The following is a 19578-nucleotide window of genomic DNA, read 5'->3' on the forward strand; positions in this document are numbered from 1 at the left end:
AAATGTCGAGCGGCGGAGCGAGATCGTCATGCCGCGCCGCGGCGGCGGACGAGAGCGCGCAGCAGGGCCAGCTTGCGCAGGAACAGCGAGCGGCCCTCCTCGCCCAGAGCGCGGGACAGCCGCGCCTTCAAATAATCCTTCGACTCGCGAATTTTCTGCTTGAACGGCTCGACCCGCTCATGCGCCCAGCGGCTGACGCGCAGCACGGCCGCATAGAGCTTCGCGAACCAGCCGATTTGCAAGAGCTTCTCGCGGCTGGCGTCGAAGAGGAAGGATGTGACGCCGAGCGCCAGCGTCTTGGCGGCGAGGATCACCGTGATCCCCGTCACCACATGGCCATGGGCGATGGCGGCGACCGCGAGCAGCTTCAACGGAAAAATCGTGATCGCCGGAAGGGCGAAGACGGCGAGCGTGGCGATGGGCGATAGGCTGGCGATGAATTCGCGCAGCCGCGCCTCCAGCTCCTTCACGCCGAGCGCGGCCGCGAGCCGCAGGATCCATAGTTTCACATGGTCCCACAGCCAGCTCTCGATGAGGAAGAGAACCGCGAGCGTGAACCAGAAGGCGCGAATGAGGCGTTGCTTGACGGATTCCATCGGGCATTCTTCTCCTATTGGGCCTCGAGCGCCATTATCGCGCGCCGGCCGTTTCTGCGATCCTCGCCGCCTCGGCCAGCGATTCCCCGAGACGAAGCCGCATTCGCGCGTCGAGCGCTGCGTCCCGCTGACGCGCTTCGCGGTCGAAAGCGAATTCGAGAAGCAGAATATAAGCGCCGTTCAAGGCGGCGCCGAGCGCTCCCTCGGCGTCGAAGCATAGCGCTTCCACTTCCTCGACGCTCGTTTCGCCGCCGTCGACGATGCGCATCAGCAGGCCGACGATGTCCTTCACATCCCGAACAGCGCGCATGTCGGCGTCTCCTGAGATCGCGACAGAAATATGCCGTCTCGGTAGGTTTCGCCACAAAGAGCCGGCCGATCGATCAGCACTCGCTCACGCTTGCTGCTAGCATATTGTTTTTAAAAGTTTATTCGGCATTGGCCTTGCATCTTTGTCGTGGTCGAACCTATCGTTCTCACGCGATCGAAGAGGAGGCGTCTCATGGCGTCGCGCGAATTTCGCCGTATGCTCGAAGGCTATGGGCTGACGACGGCCAATATTTTCTATCGACTGCCTGATCACCCCGCGATCATGCAATCGTACATCTGGCAGGAATACGATTTGCAGCCCGAATTTCCGCAATTGCGGAAGTTTCTGGATTTTTGGCAGAGGAGCCTCGACGGCCGGCTCCATTCGGTGCAGGTGGCGCATAGCGGGCTCATTCGCCCGGCGGAAATCTCCTTGGTGGACAAGGAGTTCCGTCTGCACTGAGGGCGCAACTCCTTCTCCCGCAGGCGGGAGAAGGAGTGCGCGCTCTTCACAAATGGATCGAGCGCTTGGCGACGCCGAGCGCCGCTTCCTTGATCGCTTCCGACAGCGTCGGATGCGCATGGCAGGTGCGGGCGAGGTCTTCCGCCGCGCCGGAGAATTCCATCAGCACGCCGCCTTCGGCGATCAACTCGCCGGCGTCCGAGCCGAGAATATGCACGCCGATCACGCGATCGGTGGCGGCGTCGGCCAGCACTTTGACGAATCCCTCCGTCTGCCGACTGGCGCGCGCGCGGCCATTGGCGGAGAAGGGGAATTTGCCGACATTATAGGCGATTCCCGCCGATTTCGCCTCTTCCTCGGTCAGGCCCACCCAGGCGACCTCCGGCATCGTATAGACCACAGACGGAATGACCCCGTAATTCACATGTCCCGCCTGGCCGGCGAGGATTTCCGCCACGGCGACGCCCTCCTCCTCGGCCTTATGGGCGAGCATGGCGCCGCGCACCACATCGCCGATGGCGAAAATGCCCGCCACATTGGTGCGGAAATGCTCGTCGATGACGATTCGCCCGCGCTCGGTGGCGACGCCCGCCTCCTCGAGGCCGAGGCCCGCCGTATAGGGAATGCGCCCTGTGGCGATCAGCACGGCGTCGGCCGTTATCGGTGTGCCGCCGCCGCCCTTGGTGGAGGCGTAGGAGACCGAGACGCCCTCCGGCGTCTTGTCGATCTTCGTGACCTTGGCGGCGAGATGGAAGGCGAAGCCCTCCTTCTCGAGAATCTTCTGGAAGCGGGTCGCGACCTCGGCGTCGGCGCCCGGCAATATGCGATCGAGATATTCGATCACCGTCACCTGCGCGCCGAGCCGGCGCCAGACCGAGCCGAGCTCGAGGCCTATGACCCCCGCGCCGACGACGACGAGATGCTTGGGGACCGATTCGAGCTCCAGCGCCCCGGTGGAGGAGAGAATCTGCTTCTCGTCGAAGGCGATCTCCTTGCCGTCGACATCGCGCAGCGGCGCCACGGCGGAGCCTGTCGCTATGACGATATTCGCGCCTTCGAGAATTTGCGTCGCGCCATTCTCGCCAGTCACCTCGACGCGCCCGGCGCCGAGAATGCGGCCGACGCCATGGAACGAATCGATCTTGTTCTTCTTGAACAGAAAGGCGACGCCGCCGACATTGGCGGCGACCGTGTCGGCCTTGTGCTTCATCATCTTCTCGAGATCGAGCCGCGGCGGCTCGACGATCACGCCGAGATCGGAAAGGCCGTGGCCTGCCTCCTTGAACATATGAGAGGCGTGCAGCAGCGCCTTGGAGGGAATGCAGCCGACATTGCCGCAAGTGCCGCCATGGGTGGCGCGCTTCTCGACGACGGCGGTCTTGAGGCCGAGCTGCGCCGCGCGAATCGCGCAGACATAGCCGCCCGGGCCCGTACCGATGACGATGAGATCATATGCCATCCGCCAACTCCTTTGTCGCGCTGCGATCGATCCCTAGAATGTTTTTATGAAAGGAGAATATCCGCTTCATGGGGGTGAGGTCGAACCATTTCTTCCGCAGCCGCGTCACGGTGCGCGTCCGATGAGCAGCCGCTCATAGGCGTCGAGCGTCGCAGCGCGCATGCGCTCGACGGAAAAATGCGTCTGCACATGCCGCCGCGCGCGCGCCGTCAGCGCCTCGCGGGCGGAGGGGCGCAGCTCCAGCGCCTCGCGAATCGCCTGCGCCAGAGCGGCGGCGTCGCCGGCCGGCGTGCGCCAGCCGGTCGCCTGCGTCGCATCGACCTGCGGCGGGGCGAGCACGGTTTCGATCGCCGCGCCGAGATCGGAGACGATGACCGGCGCGCCCATCGCCTGCGCCTCTATGGCGACGCGGCCGAAAGCCTCGGGCGTCGTCGAGGGCGCGACGGCGACGGCGGCGGCGAGATAGGCGGCCGGCATATCGGCGCAATAGCCCGGCGCGCGCATGATTCCCCCGAGCCCGGCGCGCGCGATATGCGCCTCCACATTGGCGCGAAACGCGGCGTTGGGCGCATCGCCCGCCAGCACGAAGCGCACATCGGAAAATCCTTCGGCGAGGAGCAGCTTCGCCGCGTCGATGAGCACGAGATGGCCCTTGCGCGCCGAGAGCCGCGCCGGCAACAGCACGACGCGCTCGTGTCGCGCGACGCCCCATGAGGCGCGCACGCGCTCGACGCGGGCGGGCTCGACGGCGGAGGGCGAGAAGGCGCGCAGATCGAGCCCGCGCGCAATGACGACGATGCGGTGCGTCGCCTGCGGATAGAGCTCGGCGATATGGCGGGCGGTGAAATGCGAATTGGCGATGACGAGATCGCCCGCCGCCATGATGGAATTATAGCGCTGCTTGATGGCGGAGGCGCCGCCGTAGATGCTGTGGAAGGTGGTGGCGAAGCGCGCGCCCGCGCGCCGCGCCGCGTGATGCGCGACCCAGGCGCAGGCGCGCGAGCGCGCATGGACGATATCCACGCCCTCCTCGCGCAGAATGCGGGCGAGGCGGAAGGAATTCAGCGCCATGGCGAGCGGGTTTTTGGTCGCGGCGGGAAAGGGCAGCCACACGCCGCCCTTGGCCTGCAGCTCGCTGACCATGCGGCCGCCCTCCGAGGCGACGAGCGCCCGCGCGCCCGCCATATGCAGCGCCTCGGCGATGTCGATGGTCGTGCGCTCCGCGCCGCCCGATTGGAGATCGGGCACGATCTGCAAGATCGTCCGCCCGGCGAGAGGGCGGCTGGTCGAAGGGAAGGCGTGGAAATTCTCTAGCATGGAGCGATCTTGCCCAGTAAACGAGAACCTCGCCGCGGTCGAGAGAGGCCGAGGCCCTCTTCGCCGTAGAAATGAGCCAGCAATAAGGCCCGGCCGCCGGAGCATGACTTTGAAGAAATGCACATTTTTCGTTAATAGCGAGAGCGGGCGCATTCGCCCGGCGGGGAGACGATGGCTGTGGACGGCGTCGAGGAGGGGCTGAGCTTCATCGAACTCGCCCTCGAGGGGCGGGAGCCCTGGCGCATCGCCCGGCGTTTTCGCGCCGCGCGCGGGGCTGGGGCGGAGCGTCCCGGCGTCATGCTGCTCGGTGGTTTCAAATCCGACATGCTGGGCTCAAAGGCCGCGCATCTCGACGCATGGGCGGAGCGCGAGGGGCGCGCTTTTCTGCGCTTCGATTATTCCGGCCATGGCGAATCGAGCGGACGCTTCGAGGATGGAACGATCGGCGATTGGCTGGCGCAGAGTCTCGCCGTCTTCGACGCTTCGACGCGCGGCCCGCAAATTCTCGTCGGCAGCTCCATGGGCGGCTGGCTCGCTCTGCTGATGGCGCGTCGACTCGCCGAGCAGGGCCGCCGCCTGCACGCTCTCGTGCTGATCGCGCCCGCCGTCGATTTCACGCAAGAGCTCGTCTGGAACAACGCCGACGACGATATTCGCCGCGCGATTCTCGAAGACGGCGCATGGTTGCGGCCTTCGCCCTATTCGCCGGAGCCGACGCCGATCACGCGCCGGCTCATCGAGGACGGTCGCGCGCATCTCATGCTGGACGACGTCATCCGTGTGAATGCGCCCGTGCATATCTTGCAGGGGATGCGCGACGAGGATGTGCCCTATCGCCATGCGCTGCGGCTGATGGATTGTCTCGCGAGCGATCCCGTCGTGCTGACCTTGGTGATGGAAGGCGATCATCGCCTCTCGCGCAGCGAGGATCTCGCCCATCTCACAGCTACGATAGAGGCGCTCTGAAGCGCGTGCGCGAGCTGAGCAGTACCGCGCATTAGGCATAACGGCTTCTTTGCGAAGCGCGAAAGCATTCAATAAACATTGTCCCATTAACCTCCATTCTTAAGGAAGGCGCCATGTCAGGCGCTCTTGATCGAGAGACGCGAATGTAACGCGGTCGTTCCCGCGCGCGCCGTTCGATCGGGCCTGGGAATGAAGAGTCATGATGCTCTCGAAAACGGCTCTGCCGCTCGCATTGTGCGCGGCGCTCTGCTCGACGGCGCGCGCCGCCGATTGGTATACGGGCGTTCCCGCCGAGGCGCCGCCGCCGGCGACGCCTCGGCCGACGGTCTCCATCGACCTTTCCGTCGACGGAACGTCGCGCAATTCGATCGCCGGCGCCGCCATCGGCAAGATCGCGCCTTTCGGATCGCTCGTCGAAAGCGGCCCACGCATTCGCGTCTCCACCGTCATCGGCAAATATGCTTATGACGCCAGCGATCTTCCGGTCTACATCCCCGTCGGCGCCGCTTTCATTCCCAGCAATTCCGGCTATGGCCGCGTGAATGGAACGCTGGAGGACGGCTCCTTCATGGTCGGCTACGAGGTCGTCTCCAATCAGGGCGGCGTCGCTTTCTATGTCGGCCCGGATGTGATGAATCACAGCCTGTCGCCTTTCGATCCGGGCAATCAGGTGCGCGGCGTTTCCGTCGGCGCCAAGGTCGGCGTCGAGGCCTTCGCGCGGCCGACCGAATCCACCATGGTCGCGCTCATCGCCTATTATTCGACCGTGCATAATTCCTATTACACGCGGCTGAAATTCGGCGTGGAGCTCGCCGATTACGTCTATGTCGGACCGGAGGCGCTGGCGCTCGGCGATGATTATTTCGCGCAATGGCGCGCCGGCGCGCATCTCACCGGATTGAAATTCGGCGCGCTGCAGATCGGCCTCTCCAGCGGCTATCTGCGCGATCGCGTGCGCGGCGGCGGCGCCTATGGAATTCTGGACACGCATATCGCTTTCTAAAATCGACGGCCGCAGATTTCACGGCCGTACCTTTTCATTGTTCGTCTTTGCTCGAAGGCGTCGCCATGTCTCTCTTGCGCTTCCTCTCCTTTCTCCTTCTCGGCGCCGTCGCCGTCGCGCTCGCCACACAGCCGGTCAGCGTGCAGGCGCAGCTGGCGACGAGCCTTTCTGTCATCATGCTGCTGGCCTTTGTGTGGAAGTTCGCGCGCGGCGCGGAAGCGCGCCAGCTGTTTATCGCGCTCGCGCTGTTCGTGGTGCTGCGCTATGTCTATTGGCGCGTCACCTCCACCCTGCCGCCGCTCTCCGATCCTGTCGGCTTCACTTGCGGCTCCATATTGCTCGCCGCCGAGCTCTATTGCGTGGCGATGCTGCTCCTCACCCTCGTCGTCAACGCCGAGCCGCTGAAGCGCGAGCCGGCGCCGCAGATAGAGGACGAGGCTCTGCCGGCGGTCGATGTGCTGGTCCCGAGCTATGACGAGAGCGCCTCCATTCTCGCGACGACTCTCGCCGCGGCGAAATCCATGGATTATCCTGCCGACCGGCTGAATGTCTTTCTGCTCGACGACGGCGGCACGGAGCAAAAATGCGCGCATCCCGATCCCGAGATCGCCGAGCGCGCCCGCGCCCGCCGCGCATCCTTGCAGGAGCTCTGCGCTGCGCTCGGCTGCTATTATCTCACCAGAGAGCATAACGAGCGCGCCAAGGCCGGCAATCTCAACGCGGCGCTCGAGCATATCGATGGCGACATCGTCGTCGTGCTGGACGCCGATCACGCGCCGTTTCGTTCCTTTCTGCGTGAGACGATCGGCTATTTCTTCGAGGATGATCGGCTCTTCCTCGTGCAGACGCCGCATGTCTTCCTCAATCCCGATCCGATCGAGCAGAATCTGCGCACCTTCCGCCATATGCCGTCCGAGAACGAGATGTTCTATGGCGTCACGCAGCGCGGATTGGACAAATGGAACGCGGCCTTCTTCTGCGGTTCGGCGGCTCTGCTGCGCCGCGCCGCGCTGGACGAGGCCGGCGGCTTCTCCGGCGTCTCCGTCACCGAAGATTGCGAGACGGCGCTCGAGCTTCATGCGCAGGGCTGGACCAGCGTCTATGTCGACAAGCCGCTCGTCGCGGGATTGCAGCCTCAGACTTTCGCCGCCTTCATCGGCCAGCGCGTGCGCTGGTGCCAGGGAATGCTGCAAATTCTGCTGCTGCGCAATCCGCTGCTGAAGCGCGGCCTCGAGCCCTTGCAGCGGCTCGGCTATCTGTCGAGCATGAGCTTCTGGTTCTTTCCCTTCCCGCGTCTGGTCTTCATGCTGGCGCCGCTCGCCTTCCTTCTCTTCGACGTCAAGATTTTCGTCTCCAACATAGAAGAGGCGATCGCCTATACGGCGACCTATGTCGTCGTGAACGCGATGCTGCAGAATTATCTCTTCGGCCGCGTGCGCTGGCCCTGGGTGTCGGAACTCTACGAATATTGCCAGGGCGTGTTTTTGTCGAAAGCGATCCTCTCTGTGCTTCTGCGGCCGCACAGCCCCTCCTTCCGCGTGACGGAGAAAGGCGCGACGCGAGCGCAGGATCGTCTCTCGGAGCTCGCTTGGCCTTTCTTCGCCATTTATGGCCTGCTCGCCATCGGCGCTGTCGTCGCCGTCTATCGTTGCGTGGCCGAGCCCGGCGTGCGCCAGCTGATCGTCTTCGTCGGCCTATGGAACTTCTTCAATCTCGTCACCGCCGGCGTCGCGCTCGGCGCCGTGGCGGAGCGTCGCCGCCGCGAGAAGCATCCGAGCCTTCCCGTCGAGCGGCGCGGCGCGCTCGCTCTCGGCGAGGAGCATGTTCGCGTCGCGATAGAGGAAGTCTCCGCCGGCGGCTGTCGCCTGCGCGCGGCGACAGAGGCGGACGCCGAAGCGCTCGCCGCGGCGAAACAGACGGAAGGGCGCCTCTTCATCGACTCGGTCGTCGACGCCGCGCGCCGTCCGAGCCTTTCCGCGCGCATCGTCGGCGTCGCGGCTGACGGGCGCCGCCACATCGTCTTCGCGCTCACGCAGCCGCAGGATCATCTCGCGCTCGCCGATCTCATGTATGGCGACGCCACGGCGCTCGAACGTTTCCAGGCCGCGCGGCGCAAGCACAAGGGCATTGTCGCCGGCACGGCGCAATTTCTCTGGTGGGGCGCGATCGAGCCCTTGCGCGCCTTCGCCTATCTGCGCCCCCGCGCAGGCGAGGCGGCGCGGAGCGAGCCGCCGCCCATCGCCGAGCTTCCGTCGATCTTCGGCCGTCGCCGGCCTCGCCTGCGGCCGCCGTCGAAAGTGAAAACGCCGCCCGCGATAGAGCGCGAGCGCTCCGTGAGACACGAAAGCGTCTGATCCTTTTCGCAAGTCCATTCTCGACGACACGACCATTCTCGTAAAAATGAGCGCCAAAATGCAGTTCCGAGTCCTCGCCGCTCTGCTCGCGGCCACGACGGCGCTGACGCCGGCCGCGGCCTCCGCCCAGGCGATCTTCACGACAGCGCCGCAAGAGCAGCTGTTCCATCTGCAAGTCGAGCGGCCGCAGCCGGCCGCGACCCGCCTCCAGCCCATCATCCCCGCGCGTTTCGCCGCGCGCGAGCCGTCCCGCATCGCGGCGGTGGAAACGCCGGCCGCAGCGCCTGTCGCGCCGCCGCGGCCGATCGTCGCCGGCGCGATGCTGCGGCATCTCACCAATAATATTCAAGGCTATCGCCTCGCCGGCGAGATCGGCTCGTCCGAATGGCCGATCTATGTCACCGAGGCGCAGGCGTCGCGCCGTCTGCAATTTCGCATCGGCTATCTCGCCGCCGTGTCGGTGATGCCGGAGGCCTCCGCGCTCACTCTGACGATCAACGATCAGACGATCGGCGACACGCCGATCCGCGCGGTGCAGGAAGTGGAGACCATCGTCTTCGACATTCCGCCGGGCGTGATGCGTCCCGGCTTCAATTCGGTGCGCATCGCGACGAGCCAGCGCCATCGCGTCGATTGCTCGCTCGAGGCGACCTATGAATTGTGGACGCAGATCGATCCGACCGAGACCGGCCTGGTGCTGCCGGAGGACGATCCGGGCGTCGTCAGCCTCTCCGATCTCGGCGCGCTGCCGCCGGACGAGCAGGGCGCGCTGCCGATCCGCGCCGTGCTCGGCGCCAACGCCAAGCCTCTCGAGATCGAGCGCATGTTGCGCGCGGCGCAAGCGATTTCGCTCGCCGGCCGTTTCGAGCAGCCGGTCGTCGACGCCGGCCCCGCCGCGGGCGGACGCTATGGCGTCAATCTCTTCGTCGGCGCCGCCGCCGAGCTCGCCGGCCGCGTCGATCTTTCGCGCGCCGGCCCCATAGACGAGCCGCGCGCTTTCGTGCTGCCGGCCGCGCCCGGCCGTCGCGCCGGCATTGTGGTGACGGGCGCGACATCCGCGGAAGTGGATGAGGCGATCCGCCGTCTCCTCGTGTCGGCCGCGCCCAAGGGATCGCCGCAGGGGCTGCGCGCGTCCGCCGCCTTTCCGGGCTATCGGCTCGACGGCGGCCGCAAGGTGAAGCTGCGCGATCTCGGCGTCGCCAGCGAGGAGTTCACCGGGCGTCTCTATCGCGCCGCCTTCAACATCGTCATGCCGCCGGATTTCTATGCGGCCGATTACGGAAATGCGCTGCTGCGCCTCGCCGGCGGCTATGCGGCGGGGCTCGACTCCAATGCGCAGATCGTCGTCAAGGTGGACGAGCGCACGGCGGTGAGCCTCAATCTCCTGAAGGCGTCGGGCGACGTCTTCCGCGACAATCCGCTGCCCTTGCCGCTGGGCTTTCTGAAGCCCGGCCTCAATCGCATCGAGATCGAGGCGCATGTGCCGACGCGTCAGGACGCCGATTGCGATCCGCTGGCGGCGATGCGCGCGGCCAAGCGCTTTCTCTTCCTCGACGAGACGGAGATCGAGCTGCCGCCGATCGCCCGCATCGCGCAAATGCCCGATCTCGCGGTGACGGCGTCCGGCGGCTTCCCTTATGCGGGCGCCAAGGGACGGCCGAAGCTCTATATGCCGTCGCTCGATTCCGACGCTGTGGGCGCGGCGGCGACGATCGTCGCGCATTTCGCCATCGCCGCCGGCAAGCCGATCGATTTCGAGATCGTCGATACGCCGCCCGGCGAAGGCCAGGGGCCGACGCTCGCCGTCGCGCCGCTCGATTCCTTCGACGCCGCGCTGCTGCAACGTCTCGACATGCCGGCCGACACATTGCGCGAGGCATGGGGGCCGCATCTGACCGCCGATCGCCGCAAAGCGTCGGAGAAGCGGCTGTCGCCGCTCGAGATCGCGGCGCGCAATCGCTTCGTCCTGCAGCGCAATTTTCCCATGGCCTGCTATGCGCCGCGCAACATGCTCGACAAGACGATCACCGCGCAGTCGGGAGGAGCGAGCGCGCCGCCGCCTCCCTCCGGCGAGGCGGAGCGCGTCGATTTCGCGCCCGTCGGCACGACGCCCGTCGGCCGTCTGGAGCGCCCCGATGGCGAGCGGGACCTGCTCGAGGCCTGGCGCGACGATCTGCGCCGCGAGGGCCATTGGGGTTATGGCGTCGTCGAGCGGCTGCGCGTCGCCGGCGTGTGGAGCGCGGCGCGCGTCGCCGACGCCGCGCAATGGCTGCGCGCCGGCTTCGAGGCGGAGGCCGCCGACCGCGTCGCTCCGCAACGCGCCTCGCTGGCGATGAGCCAGACGATCCTCGGCGACACGGCCAAGGATGTCTGGACCATCGTCACCGCGCCCAACGCTGCGACTCTGGCGGAGGCCTCCGCCTGTCTCGTCGATCCGCGCGTCTCGCGCCGCGTGCAGGGCCAGCTCGCGATGCTCGACATGACGGACGCCGCCGTCGCGGCGAGCGGCGCCGACAGTCCGCGCTTCATCGTCACGCGGCCTTTGTCCTTCGGCAATCTTCGGCTCATCGCCGCCGGATGGATGTCGCTGCATCCCGGCGTCTATGTGGGCCTCGCAATTCTCGTCGCCGCGCTCTTCGCCGCCTCCACGCGATGGCTGACGCGCAATATCGGAAGGAGCTCGAGATGAGAATTGCGTCACTCGCCGTCGCCGCTCTCGGCCTCGCCGTCGCTCTCGGCCTCGCCGTCGCTCTCGCGCCGGCCGTCACGCGCGCCGAGCCGATCGCGGAAATCTCCGCCGCGATCGGCGTTCCGCTCTCGCTCGACGCGCATAAGATCAAGCTCGGCGGCGCGCTGAAATCGCCCGAGGCGTGGATGGCGTATAAAAAGCGCTTCATCGCCGAGCAGGGCCGCGTCATAGACACGGCCAATGACCATGTGAGCCATAGTGAGGGGCAGGGCTACGCCATGCTGCTCGCCGTCGCCGCCAATGATCGCGCCACATTCGATCGCCTGTGGGGCTGGACGCGCGCCAATCTCATGGTGCGCAACGACGAGCTCGTCGCCTGGCGCTTCGATCCGCAGCATCGTCCCGCCGTCGGCGACATGAACAACGCCTCGGACGGCGATCTCCTGATCGCCTGGGCGCTCGCGGAGGCGGCGGAATATTGGGACGATTTGCCGCTGCGCATGGCGGCGCGGCGCATCGCCGTCGAGCTGTCGCGCAAAGTGGTGCTGTTCAAGACCAAGATGGGGGCGCTGCTGCTGCCGGCGGTCGCCGGCTTCAACGCCTCGGATCGCTCCGACGGGCCTGTGGTCAATCTCTCCTATTATGTTTTCCCGGCCTTGGCGCGGCTCGACAGCGTCGCGCCGGAGGTCGATTGGGCGGGCCTCACGCAGACCGGTCTCGATCTGCTCGAGGCGTCGCGGCCGACGCCGCAGACTCTGCCCGCCGATTGGATCGCGCTCGAGGGCTGGCGGGCGCGGCCGGCGGAGGGCTTCGCGCCGGAGTTCGCCTATAACGCCGTGCGCATTCCGCTCTATCTCGCCTGGGCCGGCGTCGGCGAGCGCGCCCATTACGCGCCCTTTCTCGCCTGGGCGCAGCGCGCCAAGGAGGCGCCGCCGATCGTCGACGTCGCTTCCGGCAAGGATGTCGGCCAGTTCGGCGGCGGCGGCATAGCGTCGATCGCCGCGCTGGTTTCCTGCGTCGTCGACGGCGGCAAGCTGCCCGCCGATTTCGCCGCGCCGAGAGCCAATGAAGACTATTACCCCGCCACTCTGCATCTGCTGGCGCTGCTTGCCGCGCAAATGAGGTATTCGTCGTGTCTCGCCAATTGAGAGCCCTCCTTCTCGCGGCCTGCGCCGCCACTTCGTCGGCGGCCCCTTCGGCGCTCCACGCCGAGGGCGCCGCTCCGCAATTTGTCGTCGAAAAGGCGCCGGAAGAGGCGTTTTCACCACCTCTCCCTCGAGGGGGGAGGTCGAGCGCCGAAGGCGCTCGGGAGGGGGTGCTTCCGCCGAGTCTTCTTCGTGGAACCCCACCCCGGACCGCTTCGCGGTCCGACCCTCCCCCTAAAGGGGAGGGTGAGCGCGCTCCTTTCATCGTTCGTCAGACGGCCGCGGCCGGCGCGACATCCGAGCGCGAAAAGCCCGACGATCTCGCATTGCGCTATTACGCTTCGCTCGATCAGCGCGCCCGCGTGCGCGCCGAATTCTCGCGGCTGCGTCGGCTCTATCCTAATTTCGAGCCGCCGGCCGATCTCTATGGCCCGCGTCGCGGCGACGTCGACGAGGCGGGTCTGTGGGAGCTGTTCGCTGCCGACAAGCTCGACGAATTGCACGAGATCATCGGGGCGCGCCGCAAGGACATGCCCGGCTGGCGCCCTTCCGCCGATCTCATGCGCAAGCTCGAGCAGAAGGAGCAGCGCAACAAAATATTCGCCTTCTGGCGCGAGGGGCGCTGGCTCGACATCGCCTCCTTCGCGCGCGACAGCCGCTTTTTCGCCGCCAACGCCGATGTCGAATCGCAATGGACGATCGCCGAAGCCTTCGCCCGCACAGGTCAGATCAGCGAGGCGATCGATGTGTATAAATCGATCTTCGCCTCCAATGAGGACAAGCATATTCGGCTCGCGACCATGCAGAAGGCGATGGCCGCGCTGCATATGGGCGATGTCGAGGCTCTGCTCGTCGAAGCGCGCAAGAGCTCCAAAGAGCCAGAGGACGAATTCGCCCCGGTGGCGATCGACATCACCCGCGCGCGCATCGTCGCCGTGCTGCGCGACGAGCGCAAGGACGAGATTTCGCCGCAGGAGCTGCAACGCTTCGAGAGCTTCGCCAAGCTGACGCGCGAGCCGCAGCAGCTCGGCCTCGTCGCCTGGCTGCAATATAAGCGCCGCGATTTTCGCGCCGCGCTCGAATCCTTCAAAGCGGCGATCGAGCATGGCGGCGACGCCATGATCGCGCATGGGCTCGCCCATACGCTGCGCGCGCTCGATCTGCGCCGCGAGGCGGAGGAGGTGGCCTATGCCTGGCGCGCGCCGCTGGTGAACAATGGCATTCTCTTTCTCGATCTTCTGGAGCGCGATCTCACCCAGGAGACGCCGCCCTATCTCGAGCCGGCGCGCCTCGCCCGCTATGCGGCGGTGACGATCGAATCGGCCTCCGGCGAAGGCGCGCAGGGCCTCGGCTGGTACGCCTATAATTCCTGCCAGTTCGACGTCGCGCGCTTCTGGTTCGAGCGCGCGGTCGCCTGGTTTCCGAAAGAGGCGACCGTCTATGGCTATGTGCTGACGTTGAAGCGTCTGCGCCAGGACAAGGAGGCGCTCGAGCTCATCAATCGCTATGACGGGCTGTTCCCCAAGCTCGTCGAGCTGCTGTTCCCGGATGATTATTATCATCCGCCTTTCCCCTGCGATTCGCGCATCGCCGCCAAGGCGCATGGGCCGGCGGTGAAGATGGCCGGCTATGTCGTGCCGGGGCCGGCCGGCCCGGCGCTCGCCGCCGAGCGCGATCGCCTGCGCGTCGAGGCCGACAAGAAAGAGGCGACGACGCCCGACGCCGCCAAAGTGGCGGCGCAGGCGCAGCAGCGCGAGCGCGTGCTGAAAGCCGTGCGCGGCAAGTTCCCCATCGCCGTCGCGGCGGAGAATCCGCTGCGCTTCCAGCCGCTGGCGCAGGCGCGCTCGGCCGCGGGCTCGCCGGCGCCTGTCGGCCTGAGGGCGGAGCCGCAGACGGGCAAGGCGCCGCTTGTGGCGCGGCGCGTTCCAGGGGTCGGGCCCATGCCCTCCGAGCGCTATGGCTTTCAACTCTCGCCCAGCTGGAACGCCGTCGATCTCGCCACTTGGCCGCCGGCCTCCGAGCAGGTGGCCCCCCTCGGCACGCAATGGGCCAATCAGGAGGCCGATCCGGCCTGGATCGGCCAGCAGAAGGCGGACGCCGGCGCCAAGCTGACGGCCGGCGCGGCCGAGCATGTCGCCACCGCAATGGCGCCGCGCACCCGCTACGGCGCCGCGCCGCCGCCGAACCTCGCCGCCGTCCTCTCGCTGCCGACGTCCAAGCAGAGCCAGACTCGTTGATCCTTTCGGAGATTTCGTCATGAGACAATTTTTCAGACATTCGCCGCCGCTCTTTCTGCTCGCCCTCGGCCTTTCCGCCTGCTCGCCGACGCGCGGCATTCTGGCCGTCGATCCGACGCCCACCGGAGCCACCGCCGGCGCGCCGCCGGCGCGGGGCGTCGAGGCGCGCAGCGGCGCCGCCGCCATTCTGGCGCTGCCGGCCGAGGCGCGCGTGCGCGGCGGCCTCGAGGAGCGCCGCTACGCCAACGGCTGGCGCCAGAGCGTCGCGCTCGACCGCGCCGTGATGGGCAAGGGCTGGAACGAGATGACCGTCGACATTCGCACGGCGCCGGCCGGCGGCGGCCGCGAGGGCGAGATTCCCATGGGCAAGCCCACGGAGGAGGGCGTGCGCCAAGAGCTGTCGCTGCGCTTTCCGGCGACGCGAATGCGCATCGTCGCCAAGCCGTTGCGCAATGATCTCGGACCCTTCGGCCTCGCCGTCGGGCCGGGGCCGGAAGGAACGCGCTGCGCCTTCGCCTGGCAATGGGTCGACGATCTGCGCGCTGTCGCCCGGCCCGAAGCCACGGCGACGACGATCGTCCGCGGCGATGAGATTCCCGCTTCAATCCGGCTGCGTCTGTGCCGCAAGGGCGTCACCGAACGGCAATTCGCCGATTGGTTCTCGCGGCTGCGCGCCGCCGAGGCCGCCACTGTCGAGCGAGTGGTCGAGGCCGCCCGCAGCGGCGGCGACGCGCCTTTCCCGGCTCCGGCGGTCGGCGACCGGCTCGCGTCGCCGACGACGGTGGCGAGCATCGCACGTCCGGCGAAGCGGCCGCCCGTCCTGAAGGCGCGGTCGAGGCCGACGCTTCGCGAGACGATCCATGAGGAGACGACGACCCAAGTGCGCCGCTACAGCACGCCGCCGAAGCCGGTCGAAATCCGCGCCGCTTCGTCGGGCTTCGATCCCGGCCTGCCGCCGCAGGCTTTCGCCGGGCCGCCCAAATCTGGGGCGCGGTGAGCCCAGGACCCCGCTCCGGCGAGGCCGGTCGCCCGACACCCGAGGTCTTGACACTCTTCTCCCGGCCGTCGATGCTGCCGAACAAATTGTTCGGCATATCGAACAGGAGAGAAGAATTTGGCCAATGCGCTTCCCGCCATAGAGACGTTGTCCTCTTCGGACCCGCTCAATGGGCGCATCGTCGAGTTCCCGCCGGACCGGCCGCTCGTCACCGACGGCGGCGGCTGCGTCACGCCTTTGACGATCGCCTATCAGGCCTATGGCGAATTGAACGCAGAGCGTTCCAACGCCATTTTGCTGTGCCATGCGCTGACCGGCGACCAGCACGCCGCCAATGTGCATCCGCTGACCGGCAAGCCGGGCTGGTGGGATGTGATGGTCGGTCCCGGCAAGCCTTTCGACACGGAGCGTTTTTTCATCGTCAGCTCCAATGTCGTCGGCGGTTGTCTCGGCTCTTCCGGGCCGTCCTCGATCAATCCCGCGACCGGCCGGCCCTATGGGCTCGATTTTCCGGTCGTCACCATTCGCGATATGGTGCGCGCCCAGGCGATGCTGATCGACCATTTGGGGATAGACCAGCTCTTTTGCGTCGCTGGCGGCTCCATGGGCGGAATGCAGGTGCTGCAATGGGCCGCGAGCTATCCCGAGCGCGTCTTTTCGGCCATGCCGATCGCGACGGCGCCCAAGCACTCGTCGCAGAATATCGCGTTTCACGAGGTCGGCCGGCAGGCGGTGATGGCCGATCCCGATTGGCGCGGCGGGCGTTATCTCGAGCAGGGCGTGCGGCCGGAGAAAGGCCTCGCTGTGGCGCGCATGGCGGCGCATATCACCTATCTCTCGGAGCCGGCGCTGCAACGCAAGTTCGGCCGCAAGCTGCAGGACCGCGCGGCGCCGACATTCTCCTTCGACGCGGATTTCCAGATCGAGAATTATCTGCGTTATCAGGGCATGGCCTTCGTCGATCGCTTCGACGCCAATTCCTATCTCTATGTCACGCGCGCCTGCGATTATTTCGATCTCGCGGCCGATTACGGCGGCTCGCTGGCGCAGGCGTTCAAGGGCACGAGGACGCGCTTTTGCGTCGTCTCCTTCAACACCGATTGGCTCTATCCGACCTCCGCCTCGCGCGCCATCGTCCATGCGCTCAACGCGGGCGGCGCCTCGGTCTCTTTCGTCGAGATCGACAGCGACAAGGGGCATGACGCCTTTCTCGTCTATGAGCCGGATTTCATTGCGACGACGCGCGGTTTCCTGGAGGCCGCCGCCGCGGCGCGCGGCCTGCCGCGGGCCGAGGAGGCTTAGCCGATGAACGCCCCCATTTTTCCGAAGAGCGAGCAGCAGCGCCCGGTTCGTCTCGATCTCGCCGCGGTCGCGGCGATGGTCGCGCCGGGCAGCCGCGTGCTCGATGTCGGCTGCGGCGACGGCGCGCTGCTGCAATTGCTGGCCGACACCAAGCAAGTGGACGGGCGCGGCGTGGAATTGTCGCAGCGCGGCGTCAATGATTGCGTGGCCAAAGGCTTGTCGGTGATTCAAGGCGACGCCGACACGGATCTGCGCGATTATCCGACCGACGGATTCGATTATGTGATTCTCTCGCAGACGCTGCAGGCGACGCATCATCCGCGTCAGGTGCTGGTCGAAATGCTGCGCATCGGTCGGCGCGCGATCGTGTCCTTCCCCAATTTCGGCCAATGGAAAGTGCGGCTGTCGCTATTGGCCAAAGGCCGGATGCCGCAGACCTCGACGCTGTCGCACGCCTGGTACGACACGCCGAACATACATCTTTGCACGATAAGAGATTTCGTCGATCTCGTCGAAGCGCTCGGCGCGCATATAGAGCGCGGCGTCGCGCTCGATCACGCCGGCGCGCCGATCCGCGTGAACGCGCCTTGGTGGGTGTGGAATCTGTTCGGCGCGCAGGCGATCTTCCTGCTCGAACGCGATGCGCCGAAAAAAATATCATGATTAGCTGCTGAAAATACTTAGGCGATTGAATTTCGCGGCGCTCCGCCGCTGCGCAATATTGCCGAGACAAAGCGCGCGCGATTGGCCGCACAGCGCCGCGCGATTTGCGAAAACGCTAGAAATTCAAAGCAGATCGCCGTTTTTATGCGGCGGGCGTTGGTCTGCGGCGCGCGCCGCGTGCGACCTCCTGTCCAGAACGACCGCTTTCCCGAGGGGAAGCTTCACGATAGATTGCTCGCAATGACCGACGGACAAGCGCCGATTTGCGCTGAACATCGTCGGCGACCGCGGGAGCGCGCTGATGCTGGAGCCGCCGTCTCTACGAGACGTGCCGATGTTTGCGACTGTCGACGCACAGTCGATGCAGCGGCTCACGCGCGACGCCAAATTAGAACAATTCGAAGACGGACAGACGATTTTTCGTCAAGGCGACCATGCGCTTCATGTGGCGATCGTGCTCGACGGATTCGTGAAGCTGACGCGCACCGCCGTCTGCGGCGACGAGACTCTCATCAATATCTGCAATGTCGGCGAGAGTCTCTATGAGGCGTTGACGCCGGACGGCGAAAGCTATCGCGTCGGCGCGGAAGCGATCGGCCAGGCCCATCTCATGAAGCTCTCGGCGCCGCGCTTTCGTTTCATGCTGCGCGAATCTCCCGCGCTCGCATCGGCGGTGATCGAAGAAGCGGCGCGCAAATTGAGCGGCCTCATCGGCGAGATCGAATCGCTCAAAGGGCAGACCGCCGAGCAGAGGCTGGCGCGTTTTCTCTTGTCGCTATGTCCGCCGAACGCCGAAAGCTGCAGCGTGCGCTTGCCTTATGACAAGCGCCTCATCGCCGCGCGGCTCGGCGTCAAGCAGGAGACGCTGTCGCGCGCTTTCGCCAAGCTGCGTGAGATCGGCGTCCGCACGGAGACGCGCGATGTGTCGATCGAGAATGTCGCGCGCCTCTCCAGCGAATGTTGTGGCGGCGAGCGCGAGCCTTGCCTGCCCTCCGAGCGGCGCGATCTGATCGAGAGCCGCGGCGCGCTCGCCTGACTTCTGTTGCGTCCTCGCCTTGATTTCGGCGGGGCGCGCGATGATCCTCCACCACTCGCGCGCGACGCGCCGAGACGGAGGAATTGCGCATGAAACGGATTTTCTCGACGGCCCTTTTTGTTCTCGCGGCCAATGGCGCGGCGTTCGCCGGCGCCGCCACGACGGATGGAGCCGGCGCCTTGTCGCTCGCCGCGCTCGTCGGCAAATATGCGCCGGGCGTCACGCCGAAGGAGAAGACGGCGCTGGCGGCGCTCGCCGACGGCCATGCGAAAATCGCTTTTCCCAAGGGCAAGACCATAGAGGTCGCCGTCGACGCGATCAGCTGCCGCGCGAGCAATGTGGACATCACGCAGCACGCGTGCGAATTGACCTTCGGCGACAAGAAGGTCCGGGTCGCCGGCCGCCTCGCGCATGAAATCTTCGCGACGCTGCTCGAGGTCGGCGCGCCGCCCGAAGGCGCCGCCGGAACGATTTATGCTGCGGTCTCCGCGCTCGACTGCACGATCGACCCGGACGAGATCGCGCAAAAGGCCGGCGGCGGGGCCCAATGCAAATATGAGCCGCCCAAAATGTGAGCCGCCGGAGCGGCGGTGAAGGAGGTCATGTGAGCCAGCCGGAAACGACTGTCCCGAAAACGACTGTCTATGTGTGCACTGTCTGCCGAGCCAAGGACGATCCCGAGGCGCGTCCGGGCAAGGCGCTGCTCGAGGCTTTCGACGCGCGCCTGTCCGCGGAGGATCGCGCAATCGTGGCGGCCGAGCCGGTGGAGTGCCTCGGCGTCTGCTCGCGCCCCTGCACGGTCGCCATGGCCGCCCGCGGCAAATGGACCTATGTGCTGGGCGATTTCGACAATGCCGCCGATGTGGACGATCTCATCGAATCGGCGCGCCGCTATACGGCTTCGGAAACCGGCCTCGTGCCGAAGAAGGATCGGCCGGAGGCGATGCGGAAGGGCGTGATCTCGCGCACGCCGCCGGCGCCGAAGGGGTGAGCGAATAGCGAAATAGCGAGTAGCGAATGGTTTTTTGCTGCTCGCTACTCT

General features: G+C 66.4%; 17 protein-coding genes. 13 read left to right on the plus strand and 4 right to left on the minus strand.

All coding sequences use genetic code 11. The features are described 5' to 3' along the window. Positions 1-26: 26 nt before the first annotated feature. Together FMZ75_RS02255 and FMZ75_RS02260 are read right to left on the minus strand one after the other, a co-directional pair. Positions 27-596, minus strand: coding sequence for a hypothetical protein (locus FMZ75_RS02255; protein WP_166141155.1), 570 nt, complete (start codon positions 594-596; stop codon positions 27-29). Positions 597-630: 34 nt separating this feature from the next. Further along, a complete protein-coding gene (locus tag FMZ75_RS02260) occupies positions 631-906 on the minus strand; it encodes a hypothetical protein (protein ID WP_166141156.1) in 276 nt (91 codons plus the stop codon). Positions 907-1098: 192 nt separating this feature from the next. On the opposite strand from FMZ75_RS02260, the gene FMZ75_RS02265 reads away from it, so the two are divergent. Beyond that, positions 1099-1368: an usg protein gene (locus tag FMZ75_RS02265; RefSeq protein ID WP_108915676.1), complete on the plus strand. Its 270-nt coding sequence runs from the start codon at positions 1099-1101 to the stop codon at positions 1366-1368. Between the two features lie 46 nt (positions 1369-1414). On the opposite strand, the gene lpdA is transcribed toward FMZ75_RS02265, so the two are convergent. Beyond that, positions 1415-2827 carry a dihydrolipoyl dehydrogenase gene (gene lpdA, locus FMZ75_RS02270; RefSeq protein ID WP_166141157.1) on the minus strand — a complete coding sequence of 471 codons (1413 nt, stop codon included), beginning with the start codon at positions 2825-2827 and terminating at the stop codon, positions 1415-1417. A gap of 105 nt (positions 2828-2932) precedes the next feature. Beyond that, a complete protein-coding gene (locus tag FMZ75_RS02275) occupies positions 2933-4144 on the minus strand; it encodes a glycosyltransferase (protein WP_166141158.1) in 1212 nt (403 codons plus the stop codon). Positions 4145-4315: 171 nt separating this feature from the next. On the opposite strand from FMZ75_RS02275, the gene FMZ75_RS02280 reads away from it, so the two are divergent. The 12 genes from FMZ75_RS02280 to FMZ75_RS02335 all read left to right on the plus strand — a co-directional run bounded on the left by FMZ75_RS02280 (position 4316) and on the right by FMZ75_RS02335 (position 19527). Continuing rightward, positions 4316-5110 carry a carboxylesterase gene (locus tag FMZ75_RS02280; RefSeq protein ID WP_166141159.1) on the plus strand — a complete coding sequence of 265 codons (795 nt, stop codon included), beginning with the start codon at positions 4316-4318 and terminating at the stop codon, positions 5108-5110. A 199-nt stretch (positions 5111-5309) separates the two neighbouring features. Then, positions 5310-6113 (plus strand): cellulose biosynthesis protein BcsS, encoded by an 804-nt coding sequence (bcsS, locus tag FMZ75_RS02285; protein WP_142863526.1) that lies wholly within the window; start codon positions 5310-5312, stop codon positions 6111-6113. 65 nt (positions 6114-6178) lie between these two features. Then, positions 6179-8467: a UDP-forming cellulose synthase catalytic subunit gene (gene bcsA, locus FMZ75_RS02290; protein ID WP_166141160.1), complete on the plus strand. Its 2289-nt coding sequence runs from the start codon at positions 6179-6181 to the stop codon at positions 8465-8467. A 58-nt stretch (positions 8468-8525) separates the two neighbouring features. Next, complete coding sequence (locus tag FMZ75_RS02295; RefSeq protein ID WP_166141161.1) at positions 8526-11156, plus strand: cellulose biosynthesis cyclic di-GMP-binding regulatory protein BcsB; 2631 nt, start codon at positions 8526-8528, stop codon at positions 11154-11156. Then, positions 11153-12304 carry a glycosyl hydrolase family 8 gene (locus FMZ75_RS02300; protein WP_244594549.1) on the plus strand — a complete coding sequence of 384 codons (1152 nt, stop codon included), beginning with the start codon at positions 11153-11155 and terminating at the stop codon, positions 12302-12304. Before FMZ75_RS02295 ends, FMZ75_RS02300 begins: the two co-directional genes overlap by 4 nt. Positions 12305-12627: 323 nt before the next feature. Next, positions 12628-14538: a hypothetical protein gene (locus tag FMZ75_RS02305; RefSeq protein ID WP_166141162.1), complete on the plus strand. Its 1911-nt coding sequence runs from the start codon at positions 12628-12630 to the stop codon at positions 14536-14538. A 19-nt stretch (positions 14539-14557) separates the two neighbouring features. Beyond that, positions 14558-15535 carry a cellulose biosynthesis protein BcsN gene (gene bcsN, locus FMZ75_RS02310; protein WP_166141163.1) on the plus strand — a complete coding sequence of 326 codons (978 nt, stop codon included), beginning with the start codon at positions 14558-14560 and terminating at the stop codon, positions 15533-15535. A gap of 138 nt (positions 15536-15673) precedes the next feature. Continuing rightward, on the plus strand, positions 15674-16837 hold the full coding sequence (locus tag FMZ75_RS02315; protein ID WP_370464660.1) for a homoserine O-acetyltransferase: 1164 nt from the start codon (positions 15674-15676) through the stop codon (positions 16835-16837). Positions 16838-16840: 3 nt separating this feature from the next. Beyond that, a complete protein-coding gene (gene metW / locus FMZ75_RS02320) occupies positions 16841-17500 on the plus strand; it encodes a methionine biosynthesis protein MetW (protein ID WP_166141164.1) in 660 nt (219 codons plus the stop codon). Between the two features lie 334 nt (positions 17501-17834). Further along, positions 17835-18536 carry a Crp/Fnr family transcriptional regulator gene (locus FMZ75_RS02325; RefSeq protein WP_166141165.1) on the plus strand — a complete coding sequence of 234 codons (702 nt, stop codon included), beginning with the start codon at positions 17835-17837 and terminating at the stop codon, positions 18534-18536. A gap of 89 nt (positions 18537-18625) precedes the next feature. Continuing rightward, a complete protein-coding gene (locus tag FMZ75_RS02330) occupies positions 18626-19111 on the plus strand; it encodes a hypothetical protein (protein WP_166141166.1) in 486 nt (161 codons plus the stop codon). Positions 19112-19140: 29 nt separating this feature from the next. Continuing rightward, complete coding sequence (locus tag FMZ75_RS02335; RefSeq protein ID WP_166141167.1) at positions 19141-19527, plus strand: DUF1636 domain-containing protein; 387 nt, start codon at positions 19141-19143, stop codon at positions 19525-19527. Positions 19528-19578: the final 51 nt, after the last annotated feature.

This window comes from Methylosinus sp. RM1, from assembly GCF_011378635.1.
In the GTDB taxonomy this organism is placed as follows: Bacteria; Pseudomonadota; Alphaproteobacteria; order Rhizobiales; family Beijerinckiaceae; genus Methylosinus; species Methylosinus sporium.